Here is a 15,501-nt window from a genome sequence, read left to right on the forward strand (position 1 = left end):
GATTAGGCAATCGCATGAATCTTGCTGCCAATTAAGTCGTACAGGTTATCGAATGTGATGACGTCGGTAAAATCTTTGCTTTCCAGTTTGATGCCGAAATTGGACTCGATGAGGACAACCAGGTCCACATAGTCCAAACTGTCTAGATCCAATGATTCCTTCAAATCCGCCTCGGGCTGGATGACGTCGGACGCTACCTCGAACTCCTCGATCAAAAATCGATTAGTAATATCAATAATCTCTTCCCTGCTCATGGATGCTGTCCTATTACAGTTTTTTTACAATTAATGCGGAGTTCGTTCCGCCGAATCCAAAAGAATTCGACAAAAATACATTAAAATTTTGGTTTATGGTATTTTTTGCCAAACTCAGGCCCTTTGCTGTTTCGTCCACTTCTTCCAGGTTGATGTTGGGGGCGATGAATCCGTTTTGTGCCATGAGGAGTGAATAAACGACCTCACTGGTGCCTGCCATCCAACATTCATGGCCCGTCATTGACTTCGTGGAGCTCACCATCGGGCCCGAGCCGAACAGCTGCGTCAGGGCACGGGCTTCATTGGCGTCGCCCATGGGGGTGGAGGTGGCGTGGGCATTGATGTACTCGATGTCGGCGGGCGATAAGCCCGCATGTCGCAGTGCCATTTCCATGGCCTCGATCGGCCCGGCTACATTGGGCGTGGAAATGTGGTCACCGTTGGAGGAGAAACCGTAGCTCAACACTTCGGCCAGGATGGGTGCTCCACGCTTGACGGCCGTTTCGTAGTCTTCCAATATAATGGTAGCCGCTCCCCCTCCCGGTACCAGGCCATTACGGTCTTTGTCAAATGGTCGCGACGCTTTGGTAGGCTCTTCTTCACGGTCGGAGAAGACACCCAAGCCATCGAAGCTTGCCATGGCGTACTTGTTGGTTTCCTGGGCACCGCCGCAAATTACGCAGTCCTGCAAACCCTGTTTGATGAACAGGTAGGCTAGGCCAATGGCATGCGATCCGCTGGCACAGGCTGCGCTGATGGTCATGTTGATGCCGCGGATGCGGAAGATGGTCGATAAGTTCATCGTTACCGACGAGTTCATCGATTTGAAGATAGCCCCCGACCCGACCAGCGTAGTGTCTTTTTTTTGGCGGACAATATCGATGGATTCCATCACGGCTTGCGACACGCTGTCATTGCCATACACCAGCCCCACCACTCGCGCATCGAAGAAGTCATCGCTTATTCGCGCGTTACGCAGTGCTTCCTGCGTGGCTACATAGGCATACTCGCTTTCTTCACCCATGCTGATACGTTGTCTGCGCGACAAAGCTTTAGTGAGGTCCGGACGCTCTACCGCACCCATCAATGCCGACCGGTAGCCGAAGTCTTTACGGTCTTGCGAGAAGACAATGCCCGAGCGGCCATGGTATAGGGAATCCTGCACTTCCTTCAGGTTCTTCCCCAAGGAAGAGTAAATACCCATTCCGGTGATGACTACCCGACGTTCCATTACGAATAAATCCCTCCATTAATATTGATTACCTCTCCGGTAATATACGATGCTTTTCGCGAGGCCAGGAAACACACCAACTCGGCAACCTCTTCCGCTTTTCCGAAGCGGTTCAGCGGGATCAATTTTTTCAATTCGTCAGTATTTAGGGCGCTGGTCATGTCGGTCTCGATGAAGCCCGGTGCCACTACATTTACGGTCACCTTGCGCTTGGCCACTTCCTGCGCCAGCGCTTTGGTAGCGCCGACGAGCCCGGCTTTCGCTGCGGAGTAGTTGGTTTGCCCCGGAGTGCCTTTTACGCCGGACACGGAAGCCACGTTGATAATGCGTCCGTACCGTTGCCTTAACAGATCTTCCAAGAGCGGTTTGGTTACGTTGTAAAAACCGTTCAGGCTCGTTTGGAGTACGGAATCCCAATCGTCGCTTTCCATCCACATGAATAGCCCGTCGCGCGTGATTCCCGCGTTGTTCACAATCACTTCAATCCGGTCACCCGGGTGTTGCGCTTTCCATTTGGCCAGTTGCTCATGGGTTTCAGTGCGGTTGCCCACATCAAACTGCAGCAGCTCGGCTTCGCCTCCGTTTTCGGCAATCAGGTTGCAGGTTTCCGCTGCCGCTTCGGTGTTCGATTGGTAGTTGATGATGACCGCATAACCCAACTCCCGGGCCAGCGCGATGCATATCGCCCTGCCAATGCCACGCGACCCGCCGGTCACCAATGCATATCGCTTACCTTCCATCAATCGTTTGCTTTTACATGGTCTCTTATCGCCGTAAGATAGGGCGAGAGTACCATATCTTCTTTAAAGATAGGGACAATTGAGCGGATGTCCGTATAAATATGTTTACTTTTTGACGAAAGGCGCTCCTCGCAACCGAGCGACTCTACCGCCTGTACCAGCGTGAGCAACTGGATGGCAAGCACTTCATAGGCGTTGTCGATGACGCGCTTCGTGAGCCATGCAGCATTCGCACCCATGCTTACGATATCCTGGTTGTCTTTATTATTGGGGATGCTGTGTGTATAGATGGGCGCGGCCAGCGTCTGGTTTTCGGCCGTTGTTGATGTTGCCGTGAACTGTGCACCCTGCATGCCGAAATTGAGCCCCAGTTTGCCGAGGTTTACAAATGAAGGCAATATACCATTCAGTGATGAATTGAGCAGGTAGTTGAGCTGCCGTTCCATCAGCATGGTCAGTTTCGCGATGGCAATCCGGAGTGTGTCCATCTCAAAAGCGATATAATCGCCATGGAAATTGCCGCCGTGATACACGCTAGCCGATGCCACATCGATGATGGGGTTGTCATTGGCGGAGTTAACCTCTTCAATCAGTGTGATGGTGCTGTGCTGTATGGCGTCCCAAATGGGGCCCAGAATCTGTGGCACGCAGCGGATGGAGTAGTACTCCTGAAGTTTATCCTTGAATATCGTTTCTTCAACTTTGCGGTCGTACAGGTGTTCGGGGCGTTTTCTGATGAGCTTACTGTCGGCAATGATCTCACGCATGCGCGCAGCTACTTGGCGTTGGCCATCGTGCCGTTTCGCTGCGTTGAGGATTTCGGAGAGGTGGTCATCGTAAGCACTCACCAGCTCATTCATTAGCGCGGAGCACGCGATCGACCAGTCCAGCAGCCGCTTACCGTAAATTACATTCACAATACCGATACCCGTCATTGCGGAGGTGCCGTTGAGGAGAGCGAGGCCTTCCCGGATACGTACCTGCATGGGCTGTAAACGCTCGTTGGCAAATGCCTGGCTAGCTGGCACCTGTGTACCCCGATAAATGACGTTGCCCTCGCCGATCATATTCAATGCCAAATGCGCCAGTTGCACCAGATCGCCACTGGCTCCCACACCACCGTGCTGGAAGATTACCGGCAGGATATCCCGGTTCAGCATTTCTTTCATCAGCTCCACTACGCTGGGATGTACACCCGAGAAACCCAATGAAAGGGTATGCAACCGGGCCAACAAAATGGATTTGGCATAGCAGGGGGGCATGACGTCGCCCATACCCGCGGCGTGGCTCCGTATCAGGTTGTATTGCAACTGTATTTGGTCGGCTTCTGCAATGCGATATTGGGCCATCGGCCCGAATCCGGTATTTACCCCATAAATGATTTTATCTTTGGCAAAATCGCGCAGGAAGTTGTGGCTTTGGTTTATTTTGTCCGATGTGCTGCCGGATAGTTTGATTTTCTCATCATCAAAAAGTACCGCGTAAAAATCGGCCAACGCAATCGGGTTCGTTAGTTCTATCATTTAGTCGGAAGTGCATACTATTAAAGCGGTTGCAAACTTAGATAAACTTGCTTTTATATGCAAGTTTGTCTAAGTTTGGGCGGTCCATACACCATTTTATTAATATGATTTCAGAACACGTTGATGTCTTAGTGATCGGAGCAGGGCCATCGGGTGCCGTAGCTGCATCTATATTACACAAGCAGGGAGTCAAAATAAAGGTCATCGAGCGGGAGCACTTCCCCCGGTTTGTCATCGGCGAGAGCTTAATCCCCCGATGCATGGACCACTTTGACGAAGCCGGGTTTGTAGAAGCGGTAGAAGCCAAGGGGTTTGAGCGCAAATACGGCGCCCGCTTCCTGCGGGGCGACGAGGTGTGCTGGTTCGATTTCAGCCAGAAATTTTCAGCCGGATGGGATTGGACCTGGCAGCTTCCGCGGGCGGAGTTTGATAAAACCCTCACCGACGTGCTGCTGGAAAGGGGAGTGGATATCGCTTTCGGGACCACGGTCGAAAATGTGGTTTTCCACGGTACCGACTCGGTAACGGCGGTGCGCGACGAAAACGGCGGGCAGCGCGAAATCCATGCACGGTTCCTGATCGATTGCAGTGGCTACGGCCGCGTGCTGCCGCGCTTGCTAGATCTGGACGAACCGTCTAAGTTCCCGCCCATGGCGGCCACGTTTGTGCACGTAGAGGATGCCCGGCGCCCCTCGGGCGAGGAGGGCACGTTGATCACCTTCGATGTGCTGGAGCAAAAAGTATGGTTTTGGGTCATCCCTTTTTCAAATGGACAGTCGTCGCTGGGCTTGGTTTGTCCGAAAGAGCATTTGGAGGCTATCCAGCAGGCGAATCCCACAGAAACGTTCAGGCACATTATCAACCAGTCCGACTATTACAGGCGGCGGTTTGAAGGCATCGATTTCCTTTTCGAGCCCAAGCAAATCGTTGCTTATACCAAAGCATCGAAGAAACTATACGGCGATGGTTTTGCCATTACCGGCAACAGCGCCGAATTTCTGGACCCGGTCTTTTCGTCCGGAGTGTGTTTCGCTACGGAGTCGGGGTCGAAGGCCGCTAAGCTGGCCATCCGGCAACTGCAGGGCCACGTAGTAGACTGGCAGCAGGAGTACGAGGAGCACATGCTCTGGGGAGTAAGTGTATTCCGTTCGTACATACGCGATTGGTACTCGGGCGATCTGCAGAAGTTCTTTTTCCACAAAGAAGTCAACGAAGAAGTGCGCCGTAAGGTGTGTTCTGTATTGGCGGGGTATGTATGGGATAAGGATAATCCGTTCGTCACGAAGCATGACCGCGCAGTACGGGCCGTGACGCATTTATTGCCTTAATTGGCGAACTGGTGAGTACGTGGGCTTGTCCGGTTGTTGGCTTGTGAACGAGCGATTCACCAGTTCAACGATTCACGAGTTCGCGTACCCACTCGCTCACAAGTTCACATGAGAAGAAGTCTACGTTTGATATGCTATCTGGCGCTATGTAGTACGTCCTGTGCAGGCATCCGGCACGCTCCACCAATCGCCAACTACAATAACCATGTCGGCGACCGGGTAGAAGTTTCGCCAGACAGCTATGCCTTGCCGAACGGCCTTCTCCGAAAAAATAGTCACGGCATATGGGAACTTTACGTGGCAGGCGATCCGTTGGAGCGTGGGCTGGCAAGTGGCGTGCTTACCGAAGAGCTGCTCAGACGGCAAGAAGCTGCTTTTGTTGCACAGGTGCAGAAGCTGGTGCCGGCGCGGTTGCACCAATGGCTGCTACGGGGCTTCCTCAAGCATTTTGCCCGACGGCTTCCGAACCACATCCCTCCGGCTTACCTGGCTGAGATTTACGGATTGTCGCGCTCCGCCTCGGACACGTTTAATTTCATCGCACCGCCTTACCCACGGCTGCTATACTTCCATGCCGCACATGACATCGGCCATGCGCTGCAGGACCTGGCCCTGGTGGGATGCACGTCGTTTGCCGCGTGGGGCAACCACACGGCCGACGGGAAATTGCTGATTGGTCGCAACTTCGATTTTTATGCCGGCGATGCTTTTTCGGAAGAAAAAGTAATCGCCTTCATCAAGCCCGACCGGGGATACAAGCACGCCATGGTGACCTGGGCGGGCATGGTGGGTGCTGTATCCGGTATGAACGAAAAAGGGCTCACCGTCACCATCAACGCGGGTAAATCGGCTATCCCTTATACTGCCAAAATGCCTGTTTCACTGCTTACGCGCGAAATCCTACAGCATGCCAGTACGATTGACGAAGCCATCTACATCGCCCGCCAGCGGGAAGTTTTCGTGTCTGAATCCATCATGGTAGGAAGCGCTGCCGATGGCAAAGCCATACTTATTGAAGTGTCGCCCCACAAGATGGGCATTTATGAGGTGCCCAATGCCACCAATGTATTGATATGTGCCAACCATTTCCAGAGCGAGCCCTACCGTTCGGACAAGCGCAACCTGCGGCAGCTTGATGAAAGTCATTCGAAATATCGCTTTGACCGGATGAGCGAATTGATTGCATCCACCGCTAAGCTGACGCCGACTGCCGCCGCCGCCATGCTGCGCAACATGGAAGGGATCGATGATACCAATTTGGGGTACGGTAATGAAAAAGCAATTAATCAGTTGCTTGCGCATCATGCCGTTATCTTCCAGCCCGAGGACCGGCGCATGTGGGTGGCTGCGGCACCCTACCAGTTGGGAGCGTTTGTAGCTTACGATCTGGATGACGTATTCGAGCGATTGGCCGCGCTGGATGCCAATGCGATGTTGGCTGTCGATTCATTAACGATCCCTGCCGACCCGTTTGCCCGGTCGGCTGATTTTGTGAATTATGAAAAATTCCGCGTACGGATGCGTAACTTGGAAGCCGCCATCGAAGCGGGCACCACGGTATCGGACGCGGAGCTACGTGACCTGCAACAGCTCAATCCGGCGTTTTGGAAAGCTAATTTTCTAATCGGCGAATATTATCGGGGAGAGCGCCGATACGCCGACGCCCTACACCACTACCGGTTGGCTACCGGCAAAGAAGTGACGACCAAGCTGGATAGTGTGTTGATACAGAAACGGATTATGAAATGTAAACGAATGATTGAGCGAAAATGAATGCAATTCCTCCGATAGAACAAGCGTCCCGCGAAGCCATCAACCAGTTTCAGGCCGAAAAATTATACCAGCTTTTGAGGTATCTCCAAAACCATTCCGCCTATTACCAACAAGTATTCCAAGCGCATGGCATCGATATACAAGCGGTACGCACGTTGGAAAGCCTGGCCCACTTACCGTTCACAACGAAAGAACAGCTTCAACAGGAAAACATGGCGTTCCGTTGTGTACCTACCGCACAGACCGCCGATTACGTCACCACGTCGGGCACATCGGGCGACCCTGTGCTGTTGGCACTTACAGACAAGGACCTCGATCGACTCGCATACAACGAATCGTTGTCTTACCAGTGCATGGAAATGGCTGCCGGGCAGGCTGTGCAGCTCACGACCACCCTCGACCGCCGTTTTATGGCTGGGTTAGCCTATTTCTTGGGTGCCCGCAGGGCCGGTATCGGCGTGGTGCGGGTCGGGTCGGGCGTGCCGGAGCTGCAATGGGGCACTGTTGAGCGCATACAGCCCGATGCCTTGGTGTGCGTGCCGTCGTTTTTGCTCAAAATGGTCGAATTTGCCGAAGCCAACGGCATCGACTATCGGCAAAGTAGCGTAAAAAAGGTGCTCTGTATTGGCGAGCCCATCCGAAACCCGGATTTTTCGCTCAACGCACTAGCCAGCCGCATCAGCAGTAAATGGGATATCCAGCTTTTTTCTACCTATGCCTCTACCGAGATGGCCACAGCCTTCACGGAGTGTGCCCATGGAGTAGGCGGACACCACCACCCGGAGCTCATCATTACCGAGTTTGTGGATGAAGAAGGCCAGCCGGTGGCTGAAGGTGAGCCGGGTGAATTGGTGGTGACCACATTGGGGGTAGAGGGCATGCCTTTGCTCCGTTTCAAAACCGGCGACATCGTGCAACCCCATTTTGCTCCCTGTGCTTGTGGGCGTACCACCATGCGGCTTGGCCCTGTCATAGGCCGTAAAAACCAGATGGTTAAATACAAAGGAACCACATTATATCCACCCGCGTTGTTCGATTTGCTGAACGACATCGAAGAAATCGTGAATTATGTGATTGAAATCGCTTCCGATGAATTCGGTGAAGACGAAATTACGGTAAAAGTTGGCACCGGCACGGCATCTGATGAGCTGCTGTTGAAAATCAAGGACCGGTTCCGTGCAAAACTGCGGGTAAGCCCCAACATTACTTTTGCACCCATCGAAGAAATAAACCGCAGCAAGTTCCCGGAAAACTCACGAAAAAGCATTACCCTGTTCGATCACCGCAGGCCACGTTGAGCGACCAATCTTTATAAGCAGCCTGCTCACATGATAGAATTCAGTTAATGTTCGTAACTTAGCTCAATACGCTGCGGAGTGGGATAGGAAAAGTAAATTTAAATTTTGATATTCGATAGGCCGTCGCCCAAGATGAAAGATTACGCTAACATGTCGGATACCTCGTTGATTGAGCGGCTAAAGCAGGACGATGAGACGGCTATGGGCGAACTGTTTGAGCGGTATTGGAAAAAATTGTTTGTGGTGGCGCTCAACCGGGTGAAAATAGCTGAATCTGCCGAAGAGTGCGTACTTGATGTGTTTACCTCGCTATGGAATCGTCGAGACAATCTGGTACTCTCGCACAGCCTCGGTACCTATCTGGCAGTAGCCATAAAATACCGCGCACTCAGGGAGCTGGCCAATGAGCACCGTCGGGTCGCTACTGCACCGCTGGATGATTTCGATGAAAACCCACTCGTACCCAGCACCATGTCGGCCGATGATCATATCCTTGAAAAAGAACTGCTTGCAGCGATTGAGAATGCCGTGGAACAGCTGCCCGAAAAATGTAAACTCGTTTATCGGATGAGCGCAGAAAAAGGACTAACCTACCAAGAGATAGCAACGAAATTGGATATCTCAGAAAAAACCGTGCAAGCCCACCTCACCAAGGCAAAGAAGGACTTACGGGGTATACTGCGAAGACAGTTTCCCCTGTTTCTCATCGTCTTCTTGCTTTAACCAATCGCTGATACTTATTTTTACCTGTTGATAAACAGCGATTTGCCGTATAAATAAAATATTTTCCATTAGCGACTAAGGTTGGTTGCCGTTTTTGGTAACTATATAAGTATAGCACAACCAATATGGACAAGAAACCCACCAGGGAATATATCAGGGAGTTGGCCAATAAATGGGAACGGGGTGTCCTCACCAGCGAGGAGAAATCTGTATTGAACCAATGGTACCAAAGCCATGATGATGGGGAGGCCGAACTGCCGGCGGGTTATGATTCGGAAAATGTGATCAAACAGCGGCTGTTAAACCAACTGATGCGGTACATGGGTGGAGGCCGGGCTGAGATAAAATCATTCAAACCTGCCATAAAGAGATGGGTAGCAGCGGCCTCAATTATATTGTTGCTGGGCACAGCGCTATATTTCTATTCCATCAAGCAGATTCCCACCACTGTTCAGCTCGTTACACTTACTGATGTGCATCCGGGTCAAAACAGGGCGCAGCTTATGTTTGACGATGGGCAAGTATGGGAGCTGAATGGCGAGAAGGAGGGCATTGTAACCGGAGAAGCGGTCACTTATCTGGACGGGAGCAACGTAGTCGGTGATATTCGGGCAACTGCAGATTCAACTCCAAAATCGCATTACAGCGGAAACCTTTCATTGCGTACGCCACGCGGCGGGCAATATTCGGTAACGCTTTCGGATGGAACGGTGGTAAGATTGAATGCGGCCAGTTCCCTCAAATACCCCAGCCGATTCGGCAATACGAATCGCACCGTGGAGCTGAGCGGTGAAGCATACTTTGACGTATCGACAGACCGGGAAAGACCCTTTTTGGTAAAAACGGGACAACAGGTTATTGAGGTGGTGGGTACCAGCTTTAACGTGTCAAATTACAGCGAAGAACCCTATATGCAGGCAACATTGGTGGAGGGTGCCATCAAGATATCTACGGAAGGGAATTCAAAAACTGAAACATTACACCCTGGCCAGCACGTACGGGTGAATAAAGGGGGAAGCGAGATGGTAGTTGGAGATGCCGACTTAAAGACAGCGTTGGGTTGGATACACGGCCAACTGTTATTTAAGGATGCGACTATCGACGACATTATGCGGCAGGTGTCGCGATGGTATGACGTAGAAATCCATTATACGTATAACCCCACCGATGAACAGTACGTAGGTGGAATATCCCGCAGTTCTTCGCTGGTGACCCTGCTGAACATACTGAAAGACAGTGGTATCCGATATCGGTTGGAGCAGGTGGGCGACCAAAAACGGCTGATTCTGCTTTCACCGCAACCAAATGATACACCTAATTAATGAATAAAAATAAGGAGGATTATGACCTGACGAATTACATCCGACAAAAATGGATAGAAAAAACCGGTAGCGCATTCGACCTCACTACCGGCGAATTGGAAATCTGTCTATCCGCGTAGATAAACTTGATTATTCAACCAATTATTTTACAATAATATGCAATTTTTTACAAGATTGGCTGGTTGGCTGTGTAAAACAGCACCCTGTCCGGTCGGTGCCCGGCGGCGCAGAAAATCAACGAAACTTCTTATGCGACTTAAGATTGTTTTTTTACTAATGGTTTTGGGGGGCGCCCAGCTCACTGCAAAAACCTATGGCCAGCAGTTTAATTTAAAGCTTACTGGTGAACCCCTTGAGGCCGCGTTGGAACAAATACGTACCCAAAGCGATTATATTTTCTGGTATAATAAAAGCATCATCAAAAATTCCAGGCCGGTTAGCATCAACGTTGCGAATGGCTCAATCGATGATGTGCTACGGGCACTCTTTTCGGATCAGCCATTGAGTTTCACCATCCGTGACAAAACGATTGTGATTAAGGAAAAACCTTCGTCTGCAGCGCAGCGGGATTCAATCAGCGGAACGGTAACGGACAGCCTCTCCGGCTTTCCGCTGGAAGGGGTAACGGTGCTCGTAAAGGCAACCAACAAGGCCGTTGCCACCGGTGCGGAGGGCAATTTCCGTGTTTCAGCGGTCCAGGGCGATACGCTGCTGTTTACCTATTTAGGCTATGCTAGCAAGGCGATAAGCGTATCGTACAGCCGCCCGTTGCAGGTACGGTTACAACCGGCGGCAGAGCAGCGGCTGGACGAGGTGGTCATTCTCGGTTTCGGCCAAACCCAGCGGCGGATTGCCCAAACCGGGTCTACGGCTTCCATAACCACCAAGGAACTCAAGCAAAGCCCCACCGCAAACATCACCAACGCGCTTGCCGGTCGCTTGCCGGGGCTTATCTCCCTTCAACGGAGTGGCGAACCGGGGAACGATGCTTCTCAACTTTTCATCAGGGGCCGTGCCTCCCTGAACAGTGTATCCCCACTCGTAACGATTGACGGGGTACAAAAAGATTATAGTGCCATCAGCTTACTCGACGTCAATGAGATCGAAAGTGTGACCATCCTGAAAGATGCCTCTGCAACCGCGCTGTACGGGGTAAAAGGTGCAAACGGCGTTATCATCGTTACCACCAAGCGGGGGGCGATTGGAAAACCCAGGATCAATTTTTCAATGGAAAGTGCACTGCAGAACCCGGTACAGGTCCCCGAGTTTTTAAATTCTTATGAGTTTGCACAACTGGCCAATGAGGCCTATCTGAATGACAATCCAACGGGTACGCCATTGTACGATGACGCAGCTCTTGAACATTACCGGTTGGGCGATAGGCCGCTGATTTATCCGGATGTAGACTGGATGGAATCGATCATGAAGCCGGGCTTACAGCACCGTGCAAACTTTAATATCAGTGGCGGTGGTGAAATAGCCCGTTATTTTGTAAATGTGGGTTACCTGGACCAAGGGGGTGTATACCGCGCCGAGAAAAACGATGTTTATGATCCCAACGCCAACTTCAAAAGGTACAACTTCCGGTCGAACGTCGATATCAACTTCGATGACAATTTTACGGTAGGCCTTAGCCTATATGGCGCCATCGAAGATAAGCGTAATCCCAATTATACAGATGCCGATATCTTCTGGACGCTGATACAGGTGCCGCCAAACTATGGGCCAATCAAATGGCCGAACGGCTATTATAGCAAAGGCAACGATGTACAGAATCCGTTCTGGCTACTCAATGAAAGCGGCTACTCACAATCGTTCAACTCGTCGCTGTCGGGGATGCTGAGTGCCGAAAGGAAATTGGACGTTATCACGCCGGGGCTTTCCGTTAAAGGGAACTATTCTTTTGACGGATATTTCCGCAACAGCCTTACCCGCTGGGCGCGCACCTTGCAGGCCAAATATAACAGCGGGTATTTTGAGGATGCGAGCAGTTATACGTTTTTCAATGATGAACTACCGCTCCAGGCACCCAGCTCGTCCTATACGCAGAACCGCGATGTATGGATGGACCTCTCTTTAAACTACAACCGGGCATTCGGCGGTCACGATGTGACCGGGCTCCTGCTGGCCAATCGTACCCACCGCGTGCTGGGTAATCAGGTGCCTTACGTGTTGCAGGGGCTTGTGGGCCGGTTGGTGTATAACTATAAAAACCGCTACCTGGCCGAAATCAATGGAGCTTATAACGGCACCGACAATTTCGCCAAGCACAATCGCTACGGATTTTTTCCGGCATTTTCGGTGGGATACGTGCTTTCTGAAGAAGAGTTCCTGAAAAACTCACCTACTGTCAATTTCCTGAAATTAAGGGCGTCATACGGCCTGGTGGGGAATGACCAATTGGCAGGCCGCAGGTGGCCCTTTGTTTCAGAGTACGGCGCATCGGCCGGCTATGTATTTGGCGAGACCCTCTCCAATGCAATCGGCGGCACTTCGGAAGGGGCCATGGCTAATCCGGATGTAAGGTGGGAAATCGCCGAAAAAACCAATATCGGCGTAGAATTGGGTCTGTGGAACGATTTGATTGGGCTGAAAGCCGATGTATTCTATGAAAACCGCAGGGATATCCTCATCAGCCGCAATACGGTGCCTGGTATCATCGGCGCATCTGCCGGCCAGCTGCCTACCGTAAACTGGGGCAAGGTTGAAAACAAAGGGTTTGAAATCGAGCTCAACCACCGTAAGCGGTTTGGTGCAATCAACTACTTCGTCAATTCCAATTTCTCCTTTGCCCGCAATCAGGTGCTATTTATGGATGAAGCTGATGTGGCATATCCCTGGCAACGTATGACGGGCAGGACAATCGGCCAACTGTATGGCCTTACCGCTATCGGCTTTTTCCAAAGCCAGGAAGAGATCGACCAGGGCCCCACGCAGTTTGGAAATGTGATACCCGGCGACATCAAATACGCCGACTTGAATAAGGATGGACTCATTGACCACAACGATGAGGGCGCTATCGGTACCAGCAACACACCTGAGATATTCTATGGCATCGCCGGTGGGCTTGGTTGGCGGAATGTGGACTTCAGCGTGCTATTCCAAGGGTCTGCCAATTCGTCCCGCCACGTGGAAGGCCCTGCTATATGGGAATTTTTCCAAGGAGGCAAGGTGGCCGATCTGCATCGCGGCCGGTGGACCCCCGAGACGGCAGCTACTGCCACTTACCCTGCGCTGCACTACGGCGCCAGCGCGAACAACTTCCGGACATCGTCGTTTTTCGTGGATAACACGAGTTATCTCCGTCTCAAGAATGTGGAGTTGGGATACACCTTCAGGGAGGGGCTGGTAACGCGTCAACTTGGTCTTTCGTCAATCCGTGTATACTCGAATGCCGTTAATCTATTTACGTGGAGTAGCGCACGTTTATTCGACCCTGAAAATTACAGTGGCTATGGTGCAGTGTACCCGCCTACCAGGGTGTTTAATTTTGGTATTTCCGTGAGCTTTTAATCCATACGAATGATGGAACCCATGATAGTCCACCCTCATCCCGTGAATGCGCCATTTAAAAACTTAGCGCAGCGATCTCATTGATGTCGCTGAAAAACAAACAAAATGTCAATAAACAATTTATTCGAATGAAGAAGAAATTATTGTCAGCTATCCGCATCGGAATACCATGCGCCATCTATATTTTACTGTTTTCTGCATGCAGCAAAATTGATGAATACTTAGATCGTGATCCCGTTGGCGGTCTTTCCGAAAACCAGGTCTTCGGAAGATACAATGAAACGGAGAAATATGTTGCCGGATTATACGGCCGTGTCCATACCCGCTCGGAATGGTGGCCTGCCGCCGAAGGCTCCAACAAGACCTTTTCGTATGCTGCGGCGAGCGATGAAGCACTTTGCTCTGTGCAGTACCCCAATGGGCCGCACGAGTTTACCCAAGGCACCATCAACGCCAACCACAACCCACTGGATCGCTGGCTCGACCTTTACGCCTCGATACGTGCCGCCAACCTGTTCCTGGAAAAAATAGAACTGTTGGTGCCTCAGAACAATGTGCAGACAGTGGGTAAAAGCCGGATGATTGGCGAAGTCCATTTTCTCCGTGCTTTTTATTACATGGAGCTATTCAAACGATACGGTGGCATCCCGTTGGTAGACCGCGTATTGAATGTATCTGACGAGTTGGACCTCGAGCGCAGCAGTGCCGAGGCGACGGTTGCTTTCATCGCAGCAGACTGCGATGCAGCGGCAGCACTGCTGCCGTTGGAACATGCTGCCATCGACTTGGGCCGTGCCACAAAGGGGGCAGCCCTCATGCTGAAGGCAAGGGCCCATATTTTCGGCGCAAGCTTGTTGCATAATCCGCAGCAGGATAAAGACCGCTGGCTGGCAGCCGCCAATGCGGCCAAGGCCGTGATGGACCTCAACCACTACGAAGTGGACGATGATTATGCGGCGCTTTCGCACAAACGGGTGGCGAAGAACCTGATTTTTCAGTCCAATATCAACCAGACCGACTGGGTGCATTTTAACCTGTTGCCGAGTTTGGGCGGGCAGGCCCGCGTGCAACCGCTGCAAAACCTGGTTGACGCTTATGAGATGCAGGCAACAGGCCTACCCATCGATGAAGATCCGGCTTATGATGCCGTGAACAGTCCATACGTGGGGCGCGATCCACGGTTTTATCACTCCATTATTTATGACGGCAGTACCTTTAAAGGCAACACGGTATACACATACCTCGGTGCCCCGGGGGGCAATGACGTACAGCGCTGGGGTGGCGAGCGGCGTACGCAGACTGGATACTATCTGCGCAAGATGCTTGATGAGAACGGGAGCATAACACCCAATAACATCGTAGGCGACCACTTCTGGATTTTTATGCGCTATGAAGAAACCCTTTTGTACTTCGCAGAGGCGATGAATGAGTATCTTGATGCTCCGGATGACCGGGTATATGCCGCGGTGAATGAGGTGCGGACCCGCGTGGGGATGCCGGCCCTACCGGCAGGCATGGACAAGGAAGACATGAGGAGCCGCATCCGCAATGAACGTCGGGTAGAATTTGCATTTGAAGGAATCCGTTTCTGGGATATCCGTCGGTGGCGTATCGGCGGGGAGGTGATGACCAAAGCCCGCGGCATAATCATTGATGGTTCGGTGACACCGCGCAAGCACTGGAATAACGACTTGGAAGAACGGGTGTACCGGCCTGAATTTGACTTGTTTCCCATCCCCCAGTCCGAACGCAATAAACACAAGAAACTGGGACAAAATCCGGACTATCAATAATCA

General features: G+C 51.6%; 11 protein-coding genes. 7 read left to right on the top strand and 4 right to left on the bottom strand.

Annotation, left to right across the window (positions count from 1 at the left end; translation table 11 throughout):
- Positions 1 to 2: 2 nt before the first annotated feature.
- From VNQ80_RS06380 to VNQ80_RS06395, 4 genes are read right to left on the bottom strand one after another with little or no spacing between them, the layout of a single operon-like run.
- Positions 3 to 254 carry a phosphopantetheine-binding protein gene (locus VNQ80_RS06380; RefSeq protein ID WP_325636629.1) on the bottom strand — a complete coding sequence of 84 codons (252 nt, stop codon included), beginning with the start codon at positions 252 to 254 and terminating at the stop codon, positions 3 to 5.
- 13 nt (positions 255 to 267) lie between these two features.
- Entirely contained in the window at positions 268 to 1,485 is a 1,218-nt protein-coding gene (locus VNQ80_RS06385) for a beta-ketoacyl-[acyl-carrier-protein] synthase family protein (RefSeq protein ID WP_325636630.1), read from the bottom strand.
- Positions 1,485 to 2,225: a 3-oxoacyl-ACP reductase FabG gene (gene fabG / locus VNQ80_RS06390; RefSeq protein WP_325636631.1), complete on the bottom strand. Its 741-nt coding sequence runs from the start codon at positions 2,223 to 2,225 to the stop codon at positions 1,485 to 1,487. Before fabG ends, VNQ80_RS06385 begins: the two co-directional genes overlap by 1 nt.
- Positions 2,225 to 3,748 carry an aromatic amino acid ammonia-lyase gene (locus VNQ80_RS06395; protein WP_325636632.1) on the bottom strand — a complete coding sequence of 508 codons (1,524 nt, stop codon included), beginning with the start codon at positions 3,746 to 3,748 and terminating at the stop codon, positions 2,225 to 2,227. Before VNQ80_RS06395 ends, fabG begins: the two co-directional genes overlap by 1 nt.
- A 104-nt stretch (positions 3,749 to 3,852) precedes the next feature.
- Between VNQ80_RS06395 and VNQ80_RS06400 the strand changes: the two genes are divergently transcribed.
- The 7 genes from VNQ80_RS06400 to VNQ80_RS06430 all read left to right on the top strand — a co-directional run bounded on the left by VNQ80_RS06400 (position 3,853) and on the right by VNQ80_RS06430 (position 15,498).
- Entirely contained in the window at positions 3,853 to 5,076 is a 1,224-nt protein-coding gene (locus VNQ80_RS06400; RefSeq protein ID WP_325636633.1) for an NAD(P)/FAD-dependent oxidoreductase, read from the top strand.
- Between the two features lie 108 nt (positions 5,077 to 5,184).
- Positions 5,185 to 6,849, top strand: coding sequence for a C45 family peptidase (locus VNQ80_RS06405; protein ID WP_325636634.1), 1,665 nt, complete (start codon positions 5,185 to 5,187; stop codon positions 6,847 to 6,849).
- The gene (locus VNQ80_RS06410) at positions 6,846 to 8,147 is read left to right on the top strand and encodes a phenylacetate--CoA ligase family protein (protein WP_325636635.1); all 1,302 of its coding nucleotides are present in this window, start codon (positions 6,846 to 6,848) and stop codon (positions 8,145 to 8,147) included. Before VNQ80_RS06405 ends, VNQ80_RS06410 begins: the two co-directional genes overlap by 4 nt.
- Positions 8,148 to 8,279: 132 nt before the next feature.
- The gene (locus VNQ80_RS06415) at positions 8,280 to 8,870 is read left to right on the top strand and encodes an RNA polymerase sigma-70 factor (RefSeq protein ID WP_325636636.1); all 591 of its coding nucleotides are present in this window, start codon (positions 8,280 to 8,282) and stop codon (positions 8,868 to 8,870) included.
- 125 nt (positions 8,871 to 8,995) lie between these two features.
- Positions 8,996 to 10,192 carry a FecR family protein gene (locus VNQ80_RS06420; protein WP_325636637.1) on the top strand — a complete coding sequence of 399 codons (1,197 nt, stop codon included), beginning with the start codon at positions 8,996 to 8,998 and terminating at the stop codon, positions 10,190 to 10,192.
- Between the two features lie 276 nt (positions 10,193 to 10,468).
- On the top strand, positions 10,469 to 13,705 hold the full coding sequence (locus tag VNQ80_RS06425) for a TonB-dependent receptor (protein ID WP_325636638.1): 3,237 nt from the start codon (positions 10,469 to 10,471) through the stop codon (positions 13,703 to 13,705).
- 128 nt (positions 13,706 to 13,833) lie between these two features.
- The gene (locus VNQ80_RS06430) at positions 13,834 to 15,498 is read left to right on the top strand and encodes a RagB/SusD family nutrient uptake outer membrane protein (RefSeq protein ID WP_325636639.1); all 1,665 of its coding nucleotides are present in this window, start codon (positions 13,834 to 13,836) and stop codon (positions 15,496 to 15,498) included.
- Positions 15,499 to 15,501: the final 3 nt, after the last annotated feature.

The organism is Parapedobacter sp. (assembly GCF_035556095.1).
Classification (GTDB): domain Bacteria; phylum Bacteroidota; class Bacteroidia; order Sphingobacteriales; family Sphingobacteriaceae; genus Parapedobacter.